This is a genomic window from Streptomyces sp. NPDC007896 (assembly GCF_042959425.1).
In the GTDB taxonomy this organism is placed as follows: Bacteria; Actinomycetota; Actinomycetes; order Streptomycetales; family Streptomycetaceae; genus Streptomyces.
On the sequence record NZ_JBIBKX010000017.1, the window covers coordinates 163,041 to 185,716 of the forward strand.

At 69.7% G+C, this 22,676-nt stretch carries 17 protein-coding genes and 3 pseudogenes; 14 read left to right on the plus strand and 6 right to left on the minus strand.

The annotated features are described in order from the left end of the window. Window positions 1-30 precede the first annotated feature (30 nt). Window positions 31-564: a TetR/AcrR family transcriptional regulator C-terminal domain-containing protein gene (locus ACFZDJ_RS42005; protein ID WP_391067186.1), complete on the plus strand. Its 534-nt coding sequence runs from the start codon at window positions 31-33 to the stop codon at window positions 562-564. A gap of 18 nt (window positions 565-582) precedes the next feature. On the opposite strand, the gene ACFZDJ_RS42010 is transcribed toward ACFZDJ_RS42005, so the two are convergent. Together ACFZDJ_RS42010 and ACFZDJ_RS42015 are read right to left on the minus strand one after the other, a co-directional pair. Then, window positions 583-1,542, minus strand: coding sequence for an MBL fold metallo-hydrolase (locus ACFZDJ_RS42010; protein ID WP_391067189.1), 960 nt, complete (start codon window positions 1,540-1,542; stop codon window positions 583-585). Window positions 1,543-1,564: 22 nt separating this feature from the next. After that, a complete protein-coding gene (locus ACFZDJ_RS42015) occupies window positions 1,565-1,831 on the minus strand; it encodes a hypothetical protein (RefSeq protein ID WP_391067192.1) in 267 nt (88 codons plus the stop codon). Between the two features lie 218 nt (window positions 1,832-2,049). Here ACFZDJ_RS42015 and ACFZDJ_RS42020 point away from each other — a divergent pair, with 218 nt between their 5' ends. The 6 genes from ACFZDJ_RS42020 (at window position 2,050) to ACFZDJ_RS42045 (ending at window position 11,289) form a co-directional block, all read left to right on the plus strand. Then, window positions 2,050-2,718, plus strand: a complete 669-nt coding sequence (locus ACFZDJ_RS42020; protein WP_391067195.1) for an NAD(P)H-binding protein — start codon at window positions 2,050-2,052, stop codon at window positions 2,716-2,718. A 778-nt stretch (window positions 2,719-3,496) separates the two neighbouring features. Continuing rightward, entirely contained in the window at window positions 3,497-4,390 is an 894-nt protein-coding gene (locus ACFZDJ_RS42025; RefSeq protein ID WP_390933278.1) for an oxygenase MpaB family protein, read from the plus strand. Window positions 4,391-4,452: 62 nt separating this feature from the next. Beyond that, window positions 4,453-6,729 carry a tetratricopeptide repeat protein gene (locus ACFZDJ_RS42030; RefSeq protein ID WP_391067198.1) on the plus strand — a complete coding sequence of 759 codons (2,277 nt, stop codon included), beginning with the start codon at window positions 4,453-4,455 and terminating at the stop codon, window positions 6,727-6,729. A 182-nt stretch (window positions 6,730-6,911) separates the two neighbouring features. Beyond that, on the plus strand, window positions 6,912-8,471 hold the full coding sequence (locus ACFZDJ_RS42035) for an FAD-dependent oxidoreductase (protein WP_391067201.1): 1,560 nt from the start codon (window positions 6,912-6,914) through the stop codon (window positions 8,469-8,471). A gap of 158 nt (window positions 8,472-8,629) precedes the next feature. Beyond that, window positions 8,630-9,742, plus strand: a complete 1,113-nt coding sequence (locus tag ACFZDJ_RS42040; RefSeq protein ID WP_391067204.1) for a nitronate monooxygenase — start codon at window positions 8,630-8,632, stop codon at window positions 9,740-9,742. Continuing rightward, window positions 9,739-11,289: an AMP-binding protein gene (locus ACFZDJ_RS42045; RefSeq protein ID WP_391067207.1), complete on the plus strand. Its 1,551-nt coding sequence runs from the start codon at window positions 9,739-9,741 to the stop codon at window positions 11,287-11,289. The genes ACFZDJ_RS42040 and ACFZDJ_RS42045 overlap by 4 nt, the downstream gene beginning before the upstream one ends. A 61-nt stretch (window positions 11,290-11,350) precedes the next feature. Here ACFZDJ_RS42045 and ACFZDJ_RS42050 read toward each other — a convergent pair. Then, a pseudogene (locus tag ACFZDJ_RS42050) lies at window positions 11,351-11,774 on the minus strand (penicillin acylase family protein); the annotation flags it as partial. 160 nt (window positions 11,775-11,934) lie between these two features. Here ACFZDJ_RS42050 and ACFZDJ_RS42055 point away from each other — a divergent pair. Then, window positions 11,935-12,459, plus strand: a pseudogene (locus ACFZDJ_RS42055) (RNA-guided endonuclease InsQ/TnpB family protein); the annotation flags it as partial. A 38-nt stretch (window positions 12,460-12,497) separates the two neighbouring features. Here the strand turns inward: ACFZDJ_RS42055 and ACFZDJ_RS42060 are convergent. Beyond that, complete coding sequence (locus ACFZDJ_RS42060; RefSeq protein ID WP_390933273.1) at window positions 12,498-12,950, minus strand: DUF3995 domain-containing protein; 453 nt, start codon at window positions 12,948-12,950, stop codon at window positions 12,498-12,500. Between the two features lie 120 nt (window positions 12,951-13,070). Between ACFZDJ_RS42060 and ACFZDJ_RS42065 the strand changes: the two are divergent. Next, window positions 13,071-13,601, plus strand: a pseudogene (locus tag ACFZDJ_RS42065) (transposase family protein); the annotation flags it as partial. A 239-nt stretch (window positions 13,602-13,840) separates the two neighbouring features. After that, complete coding sequence (locus ACFZDJ_RS42070; RefSeq protein ID WP_391067210.1) at window positions 13,841-15,385, plus strand: fatty acyl-CoA synthetase; 1,545 nt, start codon at window positions 13,841-13,843, stop codon at window positions 15,383-15,385. A 187-nt stretch (window positions 15,386-15,572) separates the two neighbouring features. On the opposite strand, the gene ACFZDJ_RS42075 is transcribed toward ACFZDJ_RS42070, so the two are convergent. Next, window positions 15,573-16,055: a septum formation family protein gene (locus ACFZDJ_RS42075; RefSeq protein WP_391067214.1), complete on the minus strand. Its 483-nt coding sequence runs from the start codon at window positions 16,053-16,055 to the stop codon at window positions 15,573-15,575. 22 nt (window positions 16,056-16,077) lie between these two features. Between ACFZDJ_RS42075 and ACFZDJ_RS42080 the strand changes: the two genes are divergently transcribed. Next, window positions 16,078-17,091, plus strand: a complete 1,014-nt coding sequence (locus tag ACFZDJ_RS42080; RefSeq protein WP_391067216.1) for an aldo/keto reductase — start codon at window positions 16,078-16,080, stop codon at window positions 17,089-17,091. 514 nt (window positions 17,092-17,605) lie between these two features. Here the strand turns inward: ACFZDJ_RS42080 and ACFZDJ_RS42085 are convergent. Next, window positions 17,606-19,240, minus strand: coding sequence for a hypothetical protein (locus ACFZDJ_RS42085; protein WP_391067218.1), 1,635 nt, complete (start codon window positions 19,238-19,240; stop codon window positions 17,606-17,608). An 876-nt stretch (window positions 19,241-20,116) separates the two neighbouring features. On the opposite strand from ACFZDJ_RS42085, the gene ACFZDJ_RS42090 reads away from it, so the two are divergent. From ACFZDJ_RS42090 to ACFZDJ_RS42100, 3 genes are all read left to right on the plus strand, one after another. Continuing rightward, a complete protein-coding gene (locus ACFZDJ_RS42090; RefSeq protein WP_391067220.1) occupies window positions 20,117-20,869 on the plus strand; it encodes an RICIN domain-containing protein in 753 nt (250 codons plus the stop codon). Between the two features lie 78 nt (window positions 20,870-20,947). Then, the gene (locus ACFZDJ_RS42095; RefSeq protein ID WP_391067223.1) at window positions 20,948-21,739 is read left to right on the plus strand and encodes a trypsin-like serine protease; all 792 of its coding nucleotides are present in this window, start codon (window positions 20,948-20,950) and stop codon (window positions 21,737-21,739) included. Between the two features lie 340 nt (window positions 21,740-22,079). Beyond that, on the plus strand, window positions 22,080-22,394 hold the full coding sequence (locus ACFZDJ_RS42100; RefSeq protein ID WP_391067226.1) for a hypothetical protein: 315 nt from the start codon (window positions 22,080-22,082) through the stop codon (window positions 22,392-22,394). The last annotated feature ends 282 nt before the right edge of the window (window positions 22,395-22,676 follow it).

The following is a 22,676-nucleotide window of genomic DNA, read 5'->3' on the forward strand; positions in this document are numbered from 1 at the left end:
AAGATCGCGGCGGCGGTCGGAGTGCGGACCGTGTCGCTGTACAACCACGTCGACGACAAGACCGATGTGCTCGATGCCGTGGCGGACGTGATCCTGCAGGGCATCGAGATCCGCGACGTGGACGCCATGTCCTGGCAGGACGGACTGCGCGGGCTCGCCCGAGCCTTCCACGTCGCGGCCCTGAAATATCCGCACTCCGCGACTCTGGTGCTGGCCCGGCGTCTGAACGCGCCCGCCGCCGTGCCGGTCGTCGAGGCCGCGCTGCGCGTGCCGGCCCGGGTCGGACTGGTGGGAGCCGCCGCCGTGCACGCCCTGCGGGCCTTCATCGCCTTCCTGATCGGGACCCTCGCCCGTGAGGTCGGCTCGGCGCCGACCTGTGCCGGAGCCAACCCGGGTGTCGTCGCCGGTCGGGAGCGGGACTTCGTCAAGAGCGGGTTGCCCGCCGTGGCAGACGTGGCGGCCGTGGCGGCCGACCTGGCGTTCTGTGATCGCGAGGCCGAGATGGAGTTCGGCCTGGAACTCTTCGACGGCGGGGTGCGCCGCCGCGTCGACGCGGCGGGTTGAGCCACCGGAGCGTCCGGGTCAGGACGGCCAGGGGTCGGCCCGTTGCCCCACCACGGGCAGGGCCAGAGCGACTCCCGTGTGTTCGGCCTTGCGGGTCAGGAAGTTCATGGTGGCCGTGAAGTCGTCGAAGAAGGCGGGGAAGGGTCGCAGTGGCCGGTCGAGGGGGCGGGTGAAGTCGTCCCAGTGAACGGGCACGACGCGCCGGGCGCCCGTATTCGTGACCAGCCGGTCCCAGTACTCCTCCCGGAATGCCTCGCCCTGCTTGCCGAGCGCGCCGATCCCCAGGTACACGGTGTCGGCGCGGCGGCCGTCGAGCGCGCCGGGCAGGCTGTGGGCGCTGGCGTGGACGAGGAGTTCGCGTTCGCCGTGCCGGACATGGAGGGTGTAGCAGTCGCCGGTCCGGTAGTCCGTGGCGCGGGCCGGAGGGCTCAGGGGACGGTCGATCCGGCCGGGGGCCAGGTCGCCCGGGCTGTGGCGGGCGGGCAGGGCGGTGAGTGTGAAGCGCCCGATCGTGAACGGCTTGCCGGTGACAGCCAGTTGGAAACGATCGTCGGGGAAGCCGTGCCCGGCGGCGATGTTGCGGGTCGAGACGGAGCCGATGAGACGGGCGCCGGTGGCCGCGGCCACCTCGGGGGCGTCCAGGGCGTGGTCGTAGTGCGAGTGGACGACGAACACGGCGTCGAGGCGATCGATACCGGCCCGGCGCAGGGCCGCGGTGATGCGAGCGCGGTCCGGTCGCACCCGGCCGAACCGCACGCGCAGCAGTCCGGGACGGCTGAAGAACCCGTCGGTGAGGATCGCGGTGTCACCGTCGCCGATCAGGATCGTGGACACGCCGAGGAACACGGTGTGTGGCGTCCCCGGCCGCAGCGGCGTCGGTGGCTCGTACAGGTCCGTCCAGGGGGCGAGGCAGGGTGCCCGAAGGCCTCGCAGCACAGCTGCCACGCCCGGTTTGCGGCGTTTGGCGTCTGTATCCATGCCTCTCCCTCGCCTTCCTCGCTCAAGTAACCGGCCGGACACTGTAGATGATGTCCTGCCGGTACTCACCGTGGCCGATGATCTGCTCGATCGCCTCCGTGAACTCCTTGCCGGCGGTCGTCGCCGCGCCGGCCGACCGTCGGCCGACGTATCCGTCCGGCCGGACGGCCGCGGCCCCTTCGGAACCGAATCCGCAGCGCCGTAGGAAGAGGCCGCCAGGGTCGGTCGGTCCGGGGGCGCCGGAGTATCCCGCCGCCGGGAGCTGTAGCCGGCGGGCGGCGACCGCCATGGCGCGGGTGTGGAAGTTGCGGTCTTCGGGTGCCGTGACGGTGAGGAGGGGCTCCGGCCCAAAGCCGATGACTTATGCCGTAAGGTTGGTTCAACGGAATGCTTATGGCGTAAGTCTGTCAAGGGTTGAGCAACCGCTGTTCGGTCAGCCGTTGCAGGCTAATGCACCGAATTCGAAGTAAATGGACCGAGTGGGTCCCCCGGAGGAGGAGAAGAATCATGAAGATCGTCGTACTGGGTGCCACCGGCAACATCGGCTCACACGTCGTGAAGGAGGGGCTGTCCCGGGGGCACGAGGTCGTGGCCTACGTCCGCAACCCCGACGTCGTGCAGCCGCGGTCGGGGCTGACCGTCGTGCGGGGTTCCCTCGACGACCGGGCCGCGATGGCGAAGGCATGCGCCGGCAGCGACGCCGTGATCTCGGCCGTCGGGGTCGCCCTGCGTGCGAAGAAGCCCATCGACCTGATGCGGCGCACCCTGCCGGTCGTCACCGCCGCGGCGCAGGACGCCGGTGTCGAGAGGTTCGTGCTCGTCTCCGCGTTCGGGGTCGGGGACACGGCGGCGAAGGCGTCGTTCCTCGGGCGGCTGGTCTACAAGACGGTCGTCGCCGCGATCTTCAGGGACAAGGAGCTCTCGGAGAAGAGTCTTCCCGTGAGCGGCCTGAACTGGACGATCGTCCACCCGGTCAACCTCAAGGAGGCCCCCGCAGCACCCGCCGCCACGGTCAAGCGCCTCGACCAGGTCGGCAAGGTCCCCGGCCTGCCCACCCTCCCGTTCGCGAACGTCGCGCGCGCCCTCGTCGAGATCGCCGGCGACCTCGGCCTCGCCGGACAGCGGATGCTGGTCACGACCGAGAAGGGGTGGAAGCCGCAGGAACACGCGGCCTGAGAGGGGCGTTCATGCGGACGTTGCGCGCGGCCGGTGGGAATCCCTGCCGATCGAGTGCAGGGAGGGACCCCCTGGGACCGTCGCACGAGAGGGGCTTCGACCATGCGGCGGCTGAGGTCCCGTCGTAGCCAGGTGGTTGAGACGGACGGCGCCCGGGGTGGTTCACGGACGCCGTGCCCGAAGTGAACCAGCCGCGACCTGTGGGTTCGGCTCCGTCCGGGAGGTCGTTGAGGAAGACGACGGCCAGGCCGCGTCGGGCTCGTGAGCAGCAGACGTGGAAGAGGTCGGGTGACCGTTGGGCGCGGTCGGGTGTGTCGGTGCCGGCGAGCATTTTGCCGATGCCGTACATGGTCCAGACGGAGTCGTCGATGTCGACGATGAGGTTCAGAACGTCGCCGATGGTCCCACTGGCGCGCACGGTGTCGAGCTTGCGGATGGCGTCGCTGATGGTCCCTCCGTCGGCGTGCTGGGTGATGCGTCTCTTGCTTTGGGCCGGCAGGCTGGTCAGTGACGCGAAGTCCCTGGCGTGATGTAGGGCTAGTTGCGGGCTGTGAGGTCATCGGGGCCATGACTGCCGAGCCGCCTCCTGCCGGACAACAGGGGCAACTACTTCAACCAGGTGTCCCTGGCCCTCGGAGTATGGCGGGTGGTCGTGAAAACCGGATCCGAGCGTCCGTCCGGCACGATCGACGACCTCCTCGTCGTCGCCGAGGCCTGAACCAGCAACGCCCTAGCCGCCGGGTGGGTGGGCGGCGGCCCACTCCGGTCGGGGTGCGGCATGGTTTCCCGCAGCTCCAGGAGTCACACTGACAGGGTGGACGCGCTTCGCACGGGTGACCAGGGGCTGTTCGGCCCCTCCTCGGTGACCTGGCAGATGCACGGTGACCCCATGATGTGGGTCGCCGGGATCCGCGCGCTTTACCTCCAGGCCCTGCACCCCCGCGCGGTGCGGGGCGTCATGCAGAATTCCGACTTCCGGCGCGACGCCTGGGGCCGCCTGATGCGCACCGCGAACTTCGTCGGCACGGCGACGTACGGCACGACCGACGCCGCCGAGAAGGCCGGCGCCCGGGTCCGGAAGATCCACACACTGCTCAAGGCCACCGACCCGGACACGGGGGAGCGGTACCGGATCGACGAGCCCGGACTGCTGTTGTGGGTGCATTGCGCCGAGATCGACTCCTATCTGCACGTCCTGCGCCGCTCGGGCTTCCCGATGACGGACGCGCACGCCGACCGGTACATCGACGAACACCGGGTCAGCGCACGCCTGGTGGGCCTCGACCCCGCCGACGTACCGGCGAATCGGGCGGAGTTGGCCGCCTACTTCGAGAAGGTGCTGCCGGAGCTCGCCGCCGGGTCCGAGGCGCGGGACGTGGACGACTTCCTGTCGCGCCCGCCGACCCACCCGCTGCTCGTCCCGGCGCGCGCCCTGCTGTGGCGGCGCGTGGCGCATCTGGCGTACGCCGCTCTGCCGCCGTACGCCCACGAGCTGTACGGCAGACCCGCACCAGCCCCCTCCGCGGTGACCCGGCGCCTGCGTGTCACGGGCACCGTGCTGCGCTGCGTTCCCGCACGTCTGCGCTGGCAACTCCCGCCCAAACACATTCTGCGGGCCATGGCGCGGCTCGGCCCCGGCTCCCGACCGGCGCCGTACAAAGTCGGCAGATAACTCGCCATACTGGACGAGCCAGGGGAGGGCGCGGCGAGCAGCGACGGGGGCGATCGCACGAGATGGCGGAGACCAGGCTGATCCAGAGCCGGTACCGACTGCTCGATCTGATCGGGCGGGGAGGCATGGGTGAGGTGTGGCGCGCCCGCGACGAGTCGCTGGGGCGGCAGGTGGCCGTGAAGTGCCTCAAACCGCTCGGCCCGCACCACGATCAGTCGTTCACCCGTGTGCTGCGGGAGAGATTCCGGCGCGAGGCCCGGGTGGCCGCCGCGCTGCAACACCGCGGGGTGACCGTGGTGCACGACTTCGGCGAGTCGGAGGGCGTGCTGTACCTGGTCATGGAGCTGCTGGAGGGCCGCAACCTCAGCCAGCTCCTGGAGGACAACAAGCAGCATCCGCTCCCCGTCGCCGATGTCGTCGACATCGCCGACCAGGTGTCCGGCGCCCTCGCCTACACCCACCAACAGGGCATCGTGCACCGTGACCTGAAGCCCGCCAACATCATGCGGCTGGCCGACGGCACGGTGAAGATCTGCGACTTCGGCATCGCGCGCCTCGGCCACGACATCGGCTTCACGGCCCGGCTGACCGGCACCGGCATCGCGATGGGCACCCCGCACTACATGTCACCGGAGCAGATCAGCGGTGCCCAGGTCGACCAGCGCAGTGATCTGTACTCCTTCGGATGTGTGCTCTACGAAATCGCCACCGGGGCACCGCCGTTCGACCTGGACGACGCGTGGGCGATCCTCGTCGGCCACCGTGACACGCCTCCCGAGCCGCCGCGCCACCACCGCGCCGAGCTCCCTGAGTACTTCGAGCGGATCATCCTGGATCTGCTGGCCAAGGAGCCGGAGCGGCGCCCGCAGGACGCGCGCGAGCTCGGCCGGCGGATCGGCACCGGGCGTACGACTCCGGTGTACGTGCCGACGGTCGTGTCCCCCGCGGTGGGCCGTCCCGACCATGAGCAGCGGATGCTGGAGCCGTCGAGGAGGGCTCCCTCGCCCTCTTCCTCGCGTGAACCCCGGCTGCCCTCCTGGACCCGGGGCATGACCACCGGCCACAAGGCGACCGGTGCCGGACTGGGCGGCGCCCTGCCGGACGCGGCTGCGGGCCTGACCGGCGAATGGAGGGCGCGCCCGGCCACCTCCGTACCGGAGGCGCCGGAGCGCGTCGAACGCCCGACCCCCTCGCCGGAGTTGCTCATCACCCTGACGGGCCGGCACAACGCCGGACTGAGCCTCGGGCGGCTCGGCCGGTGGACCGAGGCGGGCGAGGTGCACCGCGCGGTCGCCGCCGAACGCGAGCACGTCCTCGGCCCCGACCACCCCGACACCCTCGCCAGCCGCTACGAGGTCGGCTTCACCCTCAGCCGCACCGGACGCGCCGCCGAAGCGCTGCGCGAGTACGCGCGGGTCGCCCAGGGCAGGGAGCGGGTGCTCGGCCCCGACCATCCCGACACCCTGGCCGCACGCCAGGAAATGGCGTACGTGCTGGGCCAGTTGGGCCGCCACTTCGAGGCGCACCAGGCGTACATCGAGGTGCTCGCCGCCCGGGAGCGCGCCATGGGCCCCGACCATCCCGACACCCTGCGCTGCCGCCACAACCTCGCCTTCAACCTGAGCAGGCTGGGCCGCCTGGAGGACTCGTACCGCATGGCGAGCGAGGTCGCCGCCGCGCGGACCCGGGTGCTCGGTGCGAACCACCCCGACACGCTCGTGACACGGTACGAAGTCGCCTACGCGCTGGGTCAGTTGGGGCACTGGCCCGAGGCGTTGGGGACCTACCGGGAAGTGGCCGAGGCGCGGGCCCAGGCCCTCGGCCCCGACCACCCGGACACCCTCTCCGCCCGCTACGAGGTCGGCATCAGCCTCGGCCGGCTCGGCCGCAGCGCGCAGGCCCTGGAGCTGTACCGGGACCTGATCGACGACCGCACCCGGGTGCACGGCCCCGCCCACCCCGAGACCCTGCGCGCCCGGCACGGTCTCGGCGTCAACCTGGGCCGGATGGGGCGCTGGGAGGAGGCGCTCGCCGAGTCCCGCGACGTGTGGGCGATCCGCGAGCGCGTCCTTGGCCCCGACCACCCGGACACCCTCGTCAGCCGCCGCGAGGTCGCGGTCGGCCTCGGCTGGCTGGGCCGCTGGTCCGACGCCCTCACCGAGTACCGGGGCGTCGCCACCGCCCGCGAACGCGTCCTCGGCCCCGACCACCCCGACGCCCTGGCCAGCCGCAACGACGAGGCACACTGCCTGGAGCAACTGGGCCGGGGCCAAGAAGCGGTGGAGTTGTACCGGAGGGTGGCGGCGTTACGCCAGCAGCGGGCCGCACGGGGAGGCTGAGGGGCTCTCGTGCAGGGTTGTGCTCGCCCTGTTCGAGGGGCGGCACCGGCCATACGGCGGACGGCTCCCGGGCGGCCCCGCCCGCGCCGTGGCGCAGGGGTGGGCGCCCGCGCCCCGGCCGGATGCCCACCGGGTGCCGCGTACCTCTGGCCGTTCTAGATCATCGCGTGCTACGAAGAACCATGCCTGCACACGAGGGATACGACGTCGTGATCGTCGGCGGGGGCCACAACGGTCTCGTCGCCGCCGCCTACCTGGCCCGGGCCGGCCGGTCCGTGCTGGTGCTCGAGCGCCTGGGGAGCACCGGCGGCGCCGCCGTGTCCACCCGGCCGTTCGCCGGAGTCGACGCGCGGCTGTCGCGCTACTCCTACCTGGTCAGCCTGCTGCCCCGGAAGATCGTGCGGGATCTGAGCCTCGACTTCCGTGTGCGTGGCCGCACCGTGTCCTCGTACACGCCGGTCGAACGCGACGGCCGGCCCACCGGCCTGCTCGTCGGCGGTGGCGAGCGCCGCACCCGCGAGGCCTTCGCGCGTCTGACCGGCTCGGACCGTGAGTACGAGGCCTGGCAGCGCTTCTACGGCATGACCGGCCATGTCGCCCAGCAGGTCTTCCCGACGCTCACCGAACCGCTCCCCACCCGCGAGGAACTCCGCGCCCGCATCGACGACGAGGAGGCCTGGCGGGTCCTCTTCGAGGAGCCGGTCGGTGTCGCCGTGGAGGAGAACTTCGCCGACGACCTCGTACGCGGTGTCGTCCTCACCGACGCGCTCATCGGGACCTTCGCGGACGCCCACGACCCGTCCCTGCGCCAGAACCGCTGCTTCCTGTACCACGTGATCGGCGGCGGCACCGGAGCCTGGGACGTGCCGGTCGGCGGCATGGGCGCCCTCACCGACGCGATCGCCGCGGCGGCGCGCGCCGCGGGCGCGGTGATCGTCACCGGCCACGAGGCGGTGCGCATCGAGACCGACGGGCGGGCCGCCGAGGTCACCTACCGCACCGCGGACGGCGAGGGCGTCGTTCCGGCCCGGCACGTCCTCGTGAACGCCTCGCCGCAGGAACTCGCGCACCTCACCGGCGACGAACCGCCCACCCCCGCAGAGGGCGCCCAGCTGAAAGTCAACATGCTGCTCAAGCGGCTGCCGAGGCTGCGCGACACCTCCGTCGACCCGCGCGAGGCGTTCGCCGGCACCTTCCACATCGCCGAGGGCTACGAGCAGTTGGCGACCGCCCACGCGCAGGCCGCGTCCGGCGAGCTGCCCACCGCGCCGCCCTCCGAGATCTACTGCCACTCCCTCACCGACCCGAGCATCCTCGGCCAGGACCTGGTCGAGCAGGGCTATCAGACCCTCACCCTCTTCGGCCTCCACACGCCCGCCCGGCTGTTCGAGCGGGACAACGACGCCGTACGGGCGGAGCTGCTGAAGTCGACGCTGGCGCAGCTGGAGGCGCACCTCGCCGAACCGCTCGCCGACTGCCTGGCCACCGACGCGGACGGCCGCCCCTGCATCGAGGCGAAGACCCCGCTCGACCTGGAGCGTGACCTGCGGCTGCCCGGCGGCAACATTTTCCACCGCGACCTCGCCTTCCCGTACGCCCAGGAGGGCACGGGCCGCTGGGGCGTCGAGACCCGGCACGCGAACGTCCTGCTGTGCGGGGCGGGCGCGGTGCGCGGCGGGGGCGTGAGCGGAGTGCCCGGGCACAACGCGGCCATGGCCGTACTGGAGGGCGGGGACGACTAGGGCCTGTCCGGCGGATCAGGTCGCAGGAAACGGGCGGTGCCTCATCGACGCCGGTGAGCGGGGCTTGGCCCGGAACTCCGCCGAAGGACTGGCCAGAAATCTGACGGAGCATCAGAAAAGGCCTTCCCTCGTCCGGAGTACTGCGGCATTCTGCGGCCATGCAGACGGAGCTGAGCAAGAGACTGGGAGTCGAGCACGCCATTTTCGGCTTCACGCCGTTTCCCGCCGTCGCCGCGGCCATCAGTCGCGTGGGCGGGTTCGGTGTGCTCGGCGCGGTCCGCTACACCGCCCCCGACGACCTCAAACGCGACCTCGACTGGATCGAGGCGAACGTTGACGGCAGACCGTACGGCCTGGACGTCGTCATGCCCGCGAAGAAGGTCGAGGGGGTGACGGAGGCCGACGTCGAGGCGATGATCCCCGAGGGGCACCGACGGTACGTCACGGACACCCTCGCCAAGTACGGCGTGCCCGAACTCGCCGAGGGCGAGGCGTCCGGCTGGCGCATCACCGGCTGGATGGAACAGGTCGCCCGCACCCAGCTCGACGTCGCCTTCGCGTACCCGATCAAACTGCTCGCCAACGCGCTGGGCTCACCGCCCGCCGACGTCGTCGCCCGCGCCCATGAGCGCGGGGTGCTCGTCGCGGCCCTCGCGGGCAGCGCCCGGCACGCGCGCAAACACGCCGAGGCGGGCATCGACGTCGTCGTCGCGCAGGGCTACGAGGCGGGCGGCCACACCGGCGAGATCGCCTCGATGGTGCTCACCCCCGAAGTCGTCGACGCCGTCGACCCGCTGCCCGTACTGGCGGCCGGCGGCATCGGCAGCGGACAGCAGGTGGCCGCCGCCCTCAGCCTCGGGGCCCAGGGCGTGTGGCTCGGCTCCCTGTGGCTGACCGTCACGGAAGCCGACATGCACTCGCCCGCCGTGACCCGCAAGCTGCTCGCCGCCGGGTCCGGCGACACCGTCCGCTCGCGCGCGCTGACCGGCAAGCCCGCCCGCCAGCTGCGCACCGAGTGGACCGACGCCTGGGACGACCCGAACGGCCCCGGCACGCTCCCCATGCCGCTCCAGGGGCTGCTGGTGGCCGAGGCGGTCTCCCGGATCCAGAAGTACGAGGTGGAACCGCTGCTCGGGACACCGGTCGGGCAGATCGTCGGCCGGATGAACAGCGAGCGCACTGTCCAGGCCGTCTTCGACGACCTGACGAGCGGCTTCGAGCGAGCCGTCGACCGCGTCAACCGGATCGCGGGAAGGGGCGAACAGTCATGAGCACCTCACCCAACGGCTTCTGGGCCCAGGCCACCGCCGACCCCCGGCGGACGGTCCTCGTCACCCCGGACGGGGACGAGTGGACCGCCGGCCGGCTGCACGCCGCGGCCAACCAACTCGTCCACGGTCTGCGCGCCGCGGGACTCGATCGCGGCGACGCCTTCGCGGTCGTCCTGCCCAACGGCGTCGAGTTCTTCGTCGCCTACCTCGCCGCCTCCCAGGCGGGCCTCTACCTGGTGCCGGTCAACCATCACCTCGTCGGCCCCGAGATCGCCTGGATCGTCTCCGACTCGGGCGCCAAGGTGCTGATCGCCCACGAACGGTTCGCCGACGCCGCCCGCCACGCCGCCGACGAGGCGAGACTTCCGGCGGCGCAGCGGTACGCGGTGGGCACGGTGAAGGGCTTCCGGCCGTACGCCGAACTTCTCGACGGACAGCCCGACTCGGCGCCCGACGACCGCACCCTCGGCTGGGTCATGAACTACACCTCGGGCACCACGGGCCGCCCCCGCGGCATCCGGCGCCCGCTGCCCGGCAAGCTCCCCGAGGAGTCGTACCTCGGCGGCTTCCTCGGCATCTTCGACATCAGGCCGTACGACGACAACGTGCACCTGGTCTGCTCGCCGCTGTACCACACCGCGGTACTCCAGTTCGCGGGTGCTTCCCTGCACATCGGTCACCGTCTGGTGCTGATGGACAAGTGGACGCCCGAGGAGATGCTCCGCGTCATTGACGCCCACGCCTGCACCCACACCCACATGGTCCCGACCCAGTTCCACCGGCTGCTGGCACTCCCCGACGAGGTGAAGGCGCGCTACGACGTCTCCTCCATGCGGCACGCCATCCACGGCGCCGCCCCGTGCCCGGACCATGTGAAACGGGCCATGATCGAGTGGTGGGGCCACAGCGTCGAGGAGTACTACGCGGCCAGCGAGGGCGGCGGCGCCTTCGCGACCACCGAGGACTGGCTGAAGAAACCCGGCACGGTCGGCAAGGCCTGGCCGATCAGCGAACTCGCGGTCTTCGACGACGACGGCAACCGGCTGCCGCCCGGTGAACTCGGCACCGTCTACATGAAGATGAGCACCGGCGGATTCTCGTACCACAAGGACGAGAGCAAGACGAAGAAGAACCGCATCGGCGACTTCTTCACCGTCGGTGACCTGGGCTGTCTCGACGAGGACGGCTATCTCTTCCTCCGCGACCGCAAGATCGACATGATCATCTCGGGTGGGGTCAACATCTACCCGGCCGAGATCGAGGCCGCGCTGCTCTCCCACCCCGCCATCGCCGACGCGGCCGCCTTCGGTATCCCGCACGACGACTGGGGCGAGGAGGTCAAGGCCGTCGTCGAGCCCGCCCCGGGCCACGAGCCCGGCTCGGCCCTCGCCGCCGACATCCTCCGCCACTGCGAGCGCCTGCTCGCCGGGTACAAGCGCCCCAAGAGCGTCGACTTCATCGAGTCGATGCCGCGCGACCCGAACGGGAAGCTGTACAAGCGCCGGCTGCGGGATCCCTACTGGGAGGGCCGTACGCGAGCGGTGTGACATCGGAGCGGGGTGTGACCGGGGTGGGCCCCGCCCGCGCGGGCAGGGACCCCCGCTGCCGTCAGCCTTGCTCGCCCACGCGGATCACCCGCAGCCCGGGCGAGGACGCGATGTCCTTCTCGCAGAACCGGGAGGTGACCCACTTCCCCTCGGAGAACAGCCGTGTCTGGTCGCTGAAGTGCGGCGAGTTCGGGTTCGACGACTGGGAGTAGGTCAGCAGCGTACGGGCGACCGGGCAGCGGCCGCCGTCCCACCCGACGGCCTGGATGTACGAGGACCCCGTGGTGACCTCGGTGGAGCCGCCCGCAGCTCGCTCACCGCGTCGGCGAGCGTCGTGGCCAGGCCGGGCGCTGCGGTGTTGAGCGTGTTCGGCGTGTGGACGGGGTTGCCGCCGAGAACGGGACCTTCCAGAGCTGCGCGGCCGCGGTCGCGGCGGTCGGTCGCCGCCAGATCCGGTCGAAGAGCAGCGGGCCCCTGCTGCCGGTCTTCATCTGATCCCTCCGTGGATACTCCGTCCTTCCGGGCGGAGAGGAATCGGACTCCTGCGGAGCAGGGCAGGGAACGACGATTCGCCGCCAGGGCGGATCGTCGTTCACGGCCAACTACCCGCAGATTGCTGCTAGTTGATGTGATAGTTCGTGAGTTGTGAGCACTCACGTGAAGCGGGCGCTCAAGTACCGCTTCCGTCCGACGGATGCGTGCGGAAGGTCTACAACATGGGGCTCGCCGCCCGTACCCAGGCGTGGGTGACCCGTCAGGAGCGGGTCAACTACCACCAGACGTCGGCGATGCTGACGGCGTGGAAGAAGACCGAGGAACTGGCCTATCTCAACGAGGTGTCCTCGGTCCCCCTCCAGCAGACGCTGCGGCACCTGCAGACAGGTTCACCCATTTCTTCGGCAGGCGGGCGAAGTACCCCCGTTTCAAGTCGCGGAAGTCTCCCTGCTGTGCGAGGACCCGTCCGTGCAGCCGCTCCCGGCCACCGGTCAGGCCGTCGGTGTCGATGTCGGCCTGGACCACCTGCTGACCCTCTCGACCGGAGAGAAGATCACCAACCCCCGGCACGAGCGCCGTGACCGTGCCGCTCTGGCCAAGGCACAGCGCCGTCTGGCGAAGAAGGAGAAGGGCTCGGCGAACGCCGCTGAACGTCCACACCTGGACGTGCGACTGCGGCACGACCCACGGGTTCAGCGCGAGCACGCCGTGCGTCAGCGCGGATCGCTCCGAAGCAACGAAGAGCGATCGCGCCTGCGGGCTTCAAGTGCGGACATTCCAAAGGCCAGCCCACCTGCGATGAACCAGGGGTTCCAGAGCGCCAGGGTCCAAAACCGTTGCCCCGCACTCACGCTGGTATCCAGGTGCGTCACGTCTGTCAGCAGCAAGAACTCAACGACCATGCCTCTCGTCAGCAGGATGCAGCTGACCCCCCAACCCAAATACCTCAGGATGCGCCTCGCCGGCTTGGAAAGGGGACGTGGTTGAGCGAGCAGCCATGCCAGCAAGGCGCCGACCAGGCAGAGAGCCCCCACGCCCCACAAACCCACCAGCACGAACCAGAACGGGCGTGCGTCGGCGAGCTGCCGTCCGGCGGACACGCTCAACCCCACATCGCCGCCGACGGCCCAGTAGAAGTGTGATCCGGCAAAGATCACCGCCCACACACACGCGACGTACCCCCACCGCAAGGCTGATTCCGTCCTCAGCGACACACGCCCCACCCCTCATCGACTTCGGCTCATTCTCCCTGCTACTGCGATTCACGAGACTTCAGGACCCAAGCCATGACGTGGGGACGGCCGCACGAGTTTTGCGAGTGTGACCTTGAAGTGGGCCCGTGCGGCCTTGTCCCATCCTGTCTTCACCGGGATCTCTTCACCGACCGGGTCGTGGTCACCCTGGTCTATCTGCGGCTTCAGCTTCCGCACGCCGCCCTCGCCGAGCTGTACGGCATGGAGCGCTCCACCATCACGCGAGCGATCGGGGAGATCCGCTCCCTGCTGGCCCAGCGAGGCTCCGCTGTCCCTGACCACCCTGGCATCCGGCTGCGCACCCTGGCGGACGTGTTCGCCTACGCTGAGGCTGAGGCTGAGGCTGAGGCTGAGGCTGGGGCTGAGGCTGAGGCTGAGGCTGAGGCTGAGGCCGCGACCTTACGGATCGACGGCACCGAGACCCAGGTCCGGCGACCACAAGTCCACCGTCGGGGACGGAGGGCCTTCATCTCCGGGAAGAAGAAGCAGAACACCATCAAGACCACCTCGATCAGCGACGGGCAGGGCCGCACCCTGTGGTCCGGAGCCGACCGGCCCGGCCGAGGCGGTGAGCAGTGCGACGGCCAGGACGGCGAACCGTCCGGGGCGGATGCGCATCGCGCCTCCCGACATCATCGAGGGAAGGGGCGATTGAGCGTAACAACGGCCACAGACGTGTGACCTGGTGTCAGTACGTTCCACGGCGGGGTTGATCCTCTTCGCGCCAAGAGCGCGGGACGCTTGACCGCGCTCGCGGGCCGGAACGAGGATCGCGGCAGAGCAGCCGGACGAAGGAGCAGGTCATGACGGCGGGTCAGAACTCCACGGTGGCGGCGGGACGGAGCGTCACGGTCGACGGGGTGCTGCGGCGCAGCGCCCGGCGGACCCCCGAACGCGTCGCGGTCCACTACCGCGACCGGTCCTGGACCTACGCCGAACTCGACGAGGCCGTCTCCCGCGCCGCCCAGGTGCTGCGCGCCTCAGGACTGGCACCGGGCGACCGTGTCGGTGCCTACGGCCACAACTCGGACGCGTACCTGATCGGCTTCCTCGCGTGTGCGCGCGGCGGGCTGGTGCACGTGCCGGTCAACCAGAACCTGACCGGTGACGACCTCGCGTACATCGTCGGACAGGCGGGCTGCGGGCTGGTCCTGGCCGACCCGGACCTGGCCGGGAACCTCCCCGGGGGAACCCGCGTTCTCGCCCTGCGCGACAGCGACGACTCGCTGCTCGCGCGGCTCGACACGACCACGCCGTACGACGGTCCGGAGCCCCGCGGCGAGGACCTGACGCAGCTCCTCTACACCTCGGGCACCACCGCGCTGCCCAAGGGCGCCATGCTGACCCACCGTGCGCTGGTGCACGAGTACCTCAGTGCGATCACCGCCCTCGACCTGCAGGCCGGCGATCTGCCCGTGCACTCGTTGCCTCTCTACCACTCGGCGCAGATGCATGTGTTCCTGCTGCCCTATCTCGCGGTCGGCGCCGTGAACGTCATCCTCGACGCGCCCGACGCCGAGCAGATCCTCGACCTGGTCGAGGCCGGTCACGCGGACAGCCTGTTCGCGCCGCCCACCGTCTGGATCGGACTGTCCAACCGCCCCGACTTCGCCACCCGAGACCTGAGCGGACTGCGCAAGGCGTACTACGGGGCGTCGATCATGCCGGTGCCGGTTCTGGAACGGCTGCGGGAGCGGCTGCCGAAGCTGGCGTTCTACAACTGCTTCGGCCAGAGCGAGATCGGACCGCTGGCCATGGTCCTCGGACCCCACGAGCACAAGGGACGGATGGACTCCTGCGGGCGGCCGGTGCTGTTCGTCGAGGCGCGGGTCGTCGACGGGTCCGGCAAGGACGTGCCCGACGGGGAGCGGGGCGAAATCGTCTACCGCTCACCGCAGTTGTGCGAGGGCTACTGGGACAAGCCGGAGGAGACCGCGGAGGCCTTCCGCGACGGCTGGTTCCACTCCGGGGACCTCGCCGTGTGCGACGAGGAGGGCTACTTCACCGTCGTCGACCGGGTGAAGGACGTCATCAACTCCGGTGGCGTACTGGTCGCCTCACGCCAGGTCGAGGACGCGCTCTACACCCATGACGCGGTCGCCGAGGTGGCTGTGATCGGGCTCCCCGACGAGCGGTGGATCGAGGCGGTCACAGCGGTCGTCGTCGCCCGCACCGAGGTCACCGAGGCCGAACTCCTCGCCCACGCACGCGAGAAGCTCGCCGCCTTCAAGGCGCCCAAGCAGGTCCTCTTCGTGGACGAACTGCCACGCAACGCCAGTGGAAAGATTCTCAAACGCGAGCTGAGGGACCGCTTCACGGACGCACGGGCCGAAACCGTCCAGGGGTAGAGCGCCCTGGCGGAGACGGCCGACGACCTTCGCCGACCGTCACCGGTCACCCCGGGACGGGCCGGCGTGGGCGCTCTGCTCAACCTGGGCTTCCACGGACTGCTGTCCCTCGCGGGGGTGCCTTCGGCTGCGGGGCGAGCTACACCGCGCGGTACGGGCGCCCGTAGCGGCGCAGCCACCAGCGCCCTCATTCCACAGCGGCCAAGGCTGAGCCTGGCGGCAACTTCTGACCCTCTTTGCTCGCTGTGACCATGCAGGCCACGAACCGGAAGTCGTCGTTCCAGGTCTCCTCCTCGTGGACCCAGCCCGACAGGTCACGGGTGGGGTCCTTGTAGGACCCGTACTGCTTGACGCACAGGTCGTACATCGCATCCCAGGAGCCGAACTTCATGCTCTGGGGCGCCTTGACGTAGCCCAGAACCTGCTCCGCGTGTGGTTGGTTGCAGTCCGCAAGGAGGCGGGCGTAGTTGTTTTCTCCCAGTTTCCTGGTGTTGAAGCAGTCGCCGATCGAGCTGTTTTCGACGAAGATCTGGTCGCCGTGTTTCCGGTAGCCAGCCACCGGGCCGTAGAGGCTGACGGTCTTGCCGAAGAGCAGGCAAGGGGTGTTCCGCACGCCGTTGTCCCACCCGGGACCGCTGGGCGCCAGCGCGAAGGACTGGACGTCGGTCAAGGTTTGACCTGAGGAGTACGTCATGCAGCACCGGACACTCGGCGGCCAGGGCCTGGAGGTCTCGGCGATCGGCTACGGCTCGATGGGCCTGACGATGGCCTACGGCCCCGGCGACGAGCAGGAAGGCGTCGCAGCCATCCAGCGCGCCCACGACCTGGGCGTCACCTTCTTCGACACCGCCGAGCTCTACGGCTGGGGCACCGGCTCCAACGAGATCATGGTCGGCAAGGCGGTCAAGGACTTCCGCGACGAGGTGGTCCTGGCCACCAAGTTCGGCTTCGACCTGTCCAACCTGTCCGAGGGATTCGGCCTCGACAGCCGCCCCGACAACATCCGCAAGGTCACCGACAACAGCCTGCGCTCCCTCGGCACCGACCACATCGACGTCCTCTACCAGCACCGCGTCGACCCTGACGTGCCCCTCGAGGACGTCGCCGGCACCGTCAAGGAACTCATCGACGCGGGCAAGGTGAAGTACTTCGGCCTGAGCGAGGCCGGACCGGAGACCATCCGTCGCGCGCACGCGGTGCAGCCGGTCTCCGTCCTGCAGACCGAGTACTCCCTGTTCGAGCGGGACGTCGAGCAGCTCTTCCCGGTCCTCGACGAACTCGGCATCGGCTTCGTCGCCTACTCCCCACTGGGCTGCGGCTTCATCACCGGCACCGCCAAGCCCGCCGGAGAATACGACGCCACAGACATGCGCAACTCCGACCCGCGCTGGGCTCCCGGCAACTTCGAGAAGAACGTCGAGGCCGTCAACCGGCACGCCGACCTCTCCACGGCCAAGGGCATCACCGTCTCCCAACTGGCCCTGGCCTGGCTGCTCACCCGCGGCGAGCACGTCGTGCCCATCCCCGGCACCCGCAGCCCCAGGCGCATCGAGGAGAACACCGGCGCCGCCAACGTCACCCTGACCGAGGCCGAACTCGCCGCGATCGACGAGATCCTGCCCCACGGCGGCTTCGGCGCGCGTTATGCCGAGGGTCACGTGCCCACCTGGATCTGGCCTCGCCCGGGGGCTAAAACCGCCCCTTAGGACTCCGCCGGGCCCCTTGTCCGGAGGGTCCCGGCCGCACCTGACACCGGGCGTCCACCTGAAGATCCAAACGAAAGCTCCTAGCCCGGACACCGGGCAGCCCGAAACCCTGTCCATAAGTTGACCTCGTACCACGAGTGCGGTGCGGCCCCCTCGACAGCGTCGGTACCAGCTCACCAGACGGCGACGAGTGGAGACGGATACGCGGCGCGCGACGTGCTGGCACACGGCGGCTGCTCCGCACTGCTGACAAGTCGCCAAGCCCAACAGCCTGGTCAAGTGGTGGAAGACTGTGCGCTCGGCCGGGGTGGCATTCCCACAGAACTGCGCGCTGACTTGACGGCCGCACTTGACACCAGCGAAGGAGTGCTCAGGCGCACGCTAGTTACCGCATCCGTCGCACCCTAGTACTCCAGCACCGTTTCGCTATCCGGCCTGGTCAGAGGCGTCGTCCGGAGTGTGTGGGAGCCCCGGCGGTGGGGCCGGGGCCGGGTGCAAGGACGACGGACGGGCGTCAGCGGACGTCGACGTAGTCGCCGATCGACGCGCTGTTGAGGTACGGGCTGGTGGCCGTGTAGTGGGAGCTCCAGGTGCCGTCCTGTGTGGCGGTGAAATGGACGGTGAACCTGCCGCCGGAAATGGTCGTCACCGTCGCCCTGTAGACGGGGGTCCTTGCGCCGTAGGCGCGGAAGTAGACGCTCACGCGCTGCCCGGACAGGCCGGTCCACGTCGAGCCGTTCAGGCGCTGCAGCACTCCGGTGACGGTGATGGTCCGCCCCTTGCGCACGGGCTCCGGCGAGGCGTCGAAGCCGGTGATGCGGGTGGCCGCACGGGTCAGGTGCACCACTGGGGTGGTGACCGCGGTGGCGTCCGCGCTGCCCGGGTAGAACAGGCGCAGGTAGCCGCTGGGGCGGCTCATGGTGTGCCAGGTGTTGAAGGCGCCGGTGGCGTCGGGGGCGACCGTCGCCACGGTCGTCCATCCGGTACGGCCGTCAGTCGACTGCTGGAGCTGGACACGCCCGCTGGGGACGGGTCCCGGGGCGGCGCCGAGGCGGCCGGCGACCTTGACGGCGCCGCTCCCGGCGAAGGTGTGGTCAGTCCAGACGAGCGCGGACGAGTAGAGGCGGTGGAGGTCGGCCTGCGCGCTGCCCTGCTGGAGGTAGCCGAAGCCCCCGACGCCGGCTGTCCAGTTGGTGTCGCCGGTGACCTTGGCGAGGGTCTCGCTGAACCTGCCGCCGGCGCCGAGCTCGTAGGCGTGGACGCCGTTGGGGCCATCCAGGAGGACCTCGGTGTCCGGGTTGCCGGCGGGGAGCGGCGTCCAGGCGCCCGTCGTGCTGCTCAGGTACTGGGCGGTTCCGCCGACCGTGTAAGAACTGCCGTACACGGCGGTGGCCTTGGCCTTGTCGAAGACGATCCTGGTCGGGCTGGGCGCCTTGGTGACGGTCACCGGGACTGTGTTGACGGTCTGCGAATCCTGCTGCACCGCGTACACATACACCCCGCTGAAGACGGGACCGGTGGCCGTGAAGCTGCCGTCGGCCTGGACATCGGCCGCGACCTCGTACGGGCCCGAGCCGCGCCTTCCCGCGAGGTAGACCTTGCTCTCGGTCCAGCCGGGGGTGGTGAGGCCGGTGGCCGGGTCGAACGTGGAGACCGTCCCGGTGGCGGTGACCTTCTGGTGGTCGAAGTCCACGGTGGTGCGGTCCAGCGAGGTGTCGGCGAAGACCGGCAGGTCCTCATAGCGGAGCTGGCCCTGGCCGAGGTAGACCGGGTGGTCGTCATCGGTGTCGGCGAGGTCGACGGTCGCGTCGTAGACGCCGTGAGCGCCGAGCTGCAGGCGCTCGGAGCTGCGCCAGGTGCCGTCCTGTGCCGAACCGGAGACGAGGCTGAAGCCGGTGACGGTGGTCGTCGGCCGGTCGCCGGAGACGCGCAGGGTGAGCTGTGCGGCGATGGAGGTGGGGTCGATCGCGGAGTCGGAGACGGCGTGGAACTCTAGGTAGCCGACGTCGTCCGGGTCGCCGCCGAGTGCGGATATGACGGGCCGTACGGGGTCGGCGGCGCCGGATGTTTCGGCCAGCGCCGGGCTCGCGGCGACGAGGCTCGCCAGGCCGGCGACGAGAGCGATTGGTGCGATGAGAGGTCGACGCACGATGACTCCGAGAGTGGGCGGATAGCCGGAGAGGGATGCAGGTGGAGCGGCGGCGCAGGGGAGAAGCGAGGGGAGTAGGCGGAAGCACAAGGGTGCGGAGGGAAAGCGACGCAGCTTAACCTGTGGTCGCGGGTGTCGACACGCGGGCCTCGGGCACGGGGGCTGATCCCAAACTGCGATCGTCGTGCTGATTGGTACTCCAGCAACGGTTCGCTGTCTGGCCTGGTCAGAGGCGTCGTCCGAAGTGTAGTTGGTTGATGGTACGTCAGGGCGGTCTTGTCGGACCGCCCCTCCAGCGAGTGGATCGAGAACTGGCCGAACCCCGGCCTGGGCAGTCTCCCCGCGTGATCGACTTTCCGGACCACGCAGCTCGTCGATGGTCACTGCAGTCCCCGGCGCAAGCACTACGAGAGCATCAACGCGTTCACTCCACTGCTGGCAGGAAACGGTCCCAACAGGAAACGGCCCAGGGGCTCGCCCGCCCGCGACCGGATTCCACCATGGAAGTCGTCGTCCGCCTGACCGCCGAAGCACCCACAGGCGAGAAGAGGTGCGAGCTCCGCGACGAAGTCCGCCGACGCGATCGGAGCGCCGACCAGCCCGCGAAGCGTGCCACGGGACGACCGCGTTGCCGCGAAGGCCCCGGAACGTGTTGATGGCCCCTGCGTACCGGCGCAGCCGCAGCAGCCCCCAGGCCATGCCCGCGCTGCGCGGCTGAGCGCAAGAACTTCGAGGCTAAAAGATGGCAAGACCACCGGATCTATTTTGTGCTGAAAGTGTCCGGAGGTGTGCGCCAGCGTGGGTCCTAAGGGTTGACGTCGTCGCTATAGAGCTTCTAGCTACGGTTCGTAACGCCCTGATTCTGACAGCCCTCGAATGCATCGCCATGGTTCTTTCAAGAACGCACGTGACGCTGCGGTCACGAGCGCGGCACGTGGACGACCTCCAGGCGGCCAAGGCCGCCGACACCCCGCGCACCCTCCGCCTTCACTCGGACCCCGGACCCCGGACCGCAGATCGGACAAGGTCCGAACGCTGCAAGTAGCCACGGTCTCGCTGCTTGCGGCGGGCGTTATCGCGCCTTCCACGGCCACAGCCGAAGAGCAATATTTCTATATTTCCAACCGGAGCACCGACATGGTGGCGGAGGTATTCGCCCACAGCGTTGACGACGAAGCTCGTGTGGTTCTATGGCCGAACTACGGCGGCGACAGTGAGCAGTTCAGGCAGGAATTTACGACCAGCGGCTGGTTTTTGCTGATCGCCAAACATTCCGGCAAGTGTCTGTCGCGCTCGGCCAATGGCGGGAACACAGGATTGGTAGTCCAGTCCACATGCGACAGCAGCCGACTCACCCAGCAGTGGAGACCGCGGCAAGTGTCCAAGACATCAAACGAGTGTTCCGACCCCAACCAGTGCTTCGGTGGTTTCCGCACCGTCCTCGACAACAAGTGGAACCGGTACAAGTGCCTGGACGCGGCTAATGGGAAGGCGCCCGCTGCACCCGCGAAAGGCGCCGCGCTGCAGACATGGCCCTGCATCCGAAAATTCAGCGATTGGAACGTGGTTAACCAAGAATGGGAGCTCGTGAGAACGCAGGACTGGGGAACCGGGCCCACTGTGCATTGAATCAGCCTGACGCGCGGCAGGTGCGGTGGGCATGGTCATGCCTGATTCCCCTCAATCGAGTGACGAGGAGGAGCAAGCATGGAGAAATGCAAATCTTTCCTGCGTCGGAATCTCTGCAGGATGCTCCTTGCCATGGTGCTCGCCGCAGGTGCGGTGGGCCTGACTCCGGCCGCGGGCCAAGCCATCTCCGGAGGCTACACCGACAGTGGCGGCCTGTTCCCCTACGTCGCCAGAATCGTGTACACGCCGACCGGGAGGCTCTGCACAAGCGCCGTCATCCACCCACTGTGGGTGCTTACCGCGGCGCACTGCGTACCGGGAGCCTCACCGAACACCCTGACTGTCCTCATCGGCAACACCCTCCAAGGGGCCGGTGGGCAAAACAGAGGGGTCGACAGGGTCCTCACACAACCCGGCTATGTGGTGGGTGGGCACAACGATGTGGCGCTCCTCCACCTGGACCTGCCTGCCTACGTGCCGCGAGTCCGGTTGGCCAGTCCCGCAGACAGTTATGCGTGGGACGGAGTAGACGACATCGGTTACGCCACGGGTTGGGGTCTTGACGCCGCTGGGGCGACACCCACGCAGCGGCAGTACCGGCGCGTCGACATCAAGCAGCCCACGGTTGACGGCCTCGGCATCCCGATGATCCCGGTCAGCGCCGGACCCTGCGAGGGCGACAGCGGAGGACCGCTTCTTGTGCCTGCTAACGGCGGCGGGTACCTCGAGGTTGGCGTGCTCAAGGCGGGGACGTGCGGCTCCAGTGCCAACTACAGCGAAGTCGGGGAAGGCGGCAACCGGGACTGGATCCGCACTCAGATTCCGGATCTGGACAGGCCGCATATCGGGCTCCCGGCCCACCCGATCTGATCAACGCCGCCGGGACACGATCGTCTACCAGGGCTCCGGGGCGATCCTTTCCCAAGGCGGGCCTGGCCTGGTCCTGTCCCTGGACTGGAGCGGCATGCGCCGGCCCGGCACGACCTGATGGACGGCGGGCCTGACGAGCTGGTCCGGGCCGGGCCCTGCTGAGGATTCTCGTGGAGTGGGCGTCGGGCAAGTGGGAGCCGGAGGTGGCCGATGCCGTCCCCCAGTAACCCGCATCCCAACGCCTCGCCCACCCCCGTGCGGGCGCTTGCACCAACGCAGCCGAGATCGCCGCCGCCTTGGAGGGCGCGCGGCCCTGGTGCTGCCGCTGACGGTGTCGGTGGTGCGGCATTACGCGACGCTGTTGGAGACCCAGATCAAGGCCAACACCAGCGGGCGGCCGGGCCCGAACGTGATCACGGGTGACTACCGCCGCTCGTGGACGCACGAGGTGTACGTGGCCAGTGACGTGGTGTCCGGGATCGTCGGCACCAACAAGCCGCAGGCGCGCCGCCTGGAGTACGGGTTCGTCGGCGCGGACAGTCTGGGCCGCGTCTACGACCAGCCGTCCTACGCGCACGTCGGCCCGGCCGTGCAGACCGTTGGGCCCCTATTCGTTCAGGCCCTGGGCCGGGTCGCCGACGAGGGGTTCGCGTGAGCAGCCTCGCGGAGGACCCGGCGACATGCCGGTGTGGTCCGAACTGGGGCTGCACCAGTACGCGGTCGCGGGTAAACAGGGGCTCGTCGCCGCGGGCAGGGTGGCGGACGTCGAGGAGGAGGGCTAGATGAGTGTGTCGGGGCGCCAGGTGGCGCTCGGAGTGCAGGCCACTTCGAGCGCGTCCGCACGTTGATCGCGGGCCACTTGGTGTCGGGGCCGCGGCCGTCGGTCGCGGTGGCCGCCGCGGGTTTCGTCCGTCCGCCGGTCACGCGGTGACCGGCG

Excerpts from the sequence above, each read along its gene's own strand:
- ACFZDJ_RS42045 (WP_391067207.1), top strand. The coding sequence starts at position 9,739 with ATGAGCACCTCACCCAACGGCTTCTGGGCCCAGGCCACCGCCGACCCC.
- ACFZDJ_RS42010 (WP_391067189.1), bottom strand. The coding sequence starts at position 1,542 with ATGGATACAGACGCCAAACGCCGCAAACCGGGCGTGGCAGCTGTGCTG.
- ACFZDJ_RS42040 (WP_391067204.1), top strand. The coding sequence starts at position 8,630 with ATGCAGACGGAGCTGAGCAAGAGACTGGGAGTCGAGCACGCCATTTTC.
- ACFZDJ_RS42025 (WP_390933278.1), top strand. The coding sequence starts at position 3,497 with ATGGTTTCCCGCAGCTCCAGGAGTCACACTGACAGGGTGGACGCGCTT.
- ACFZDJ_RS42095 (WP_391067223.1), top strand. The coding sequence starts at position 20,948 with ATGGAGAAATGCAAATCTTTCCTGCGTCGGAATCTCTGCAGGATGCTC.
- ACFZDJ_RS42035 (WP_391067201.1), top strand. The coding sequence starts at position 6,912 with ATGCCTGCACACGAGGGATACGACGTCGTGATCGTCGGCGGGGGCCAC.
- ACFZDJ_RS42090 (WP_391067220.1), top strand. The coding sequence starts at position 20,117 with ATGCATCGCCATGGTTCTTTCAAGAACGCACGTGACGCTGCGGTCACG.
- ACFZDJ_RS42070 (WP_391067210.1), top strand. The coding sequence starts at position 13,841 with ATGACGGCGGGTCAGAACTCCACGGTGGCGGCGGGACGGAGCGTCACG.
- ACFZDJ_RS42015 (WP_391067192.1), bottom strand. The coding sequence starts at position 1,831 with ATGGCGGTCGCCGCCCGCCGGCTACAGCTCCCGGCGGCGGGATACTCC.
- ACFZDJ_RS42020 (WP_391067195.1), top strand. The coding sequence starts at position 2,050 with ATGAAGATCGTCGTACTGGGTGCCACCGGCAACATCGGCTCACACGTC.
- ACFZDJ_RS42080 (WP_391067216.1), top strand. The coding sequence starts at position 16,078 with ATGCAGCACCGGACACTCGGCGGCCAGGGCCTGGAGGTCTCGGCGATC.
- ACFZDJ_RS42030 (WP_391067198.1), top strand. The coding sequence starts at position 4,453 with ATGGCGGAGACCAGGCTGATCCAGAGCCGGTACCGACTGCTCGATCTG.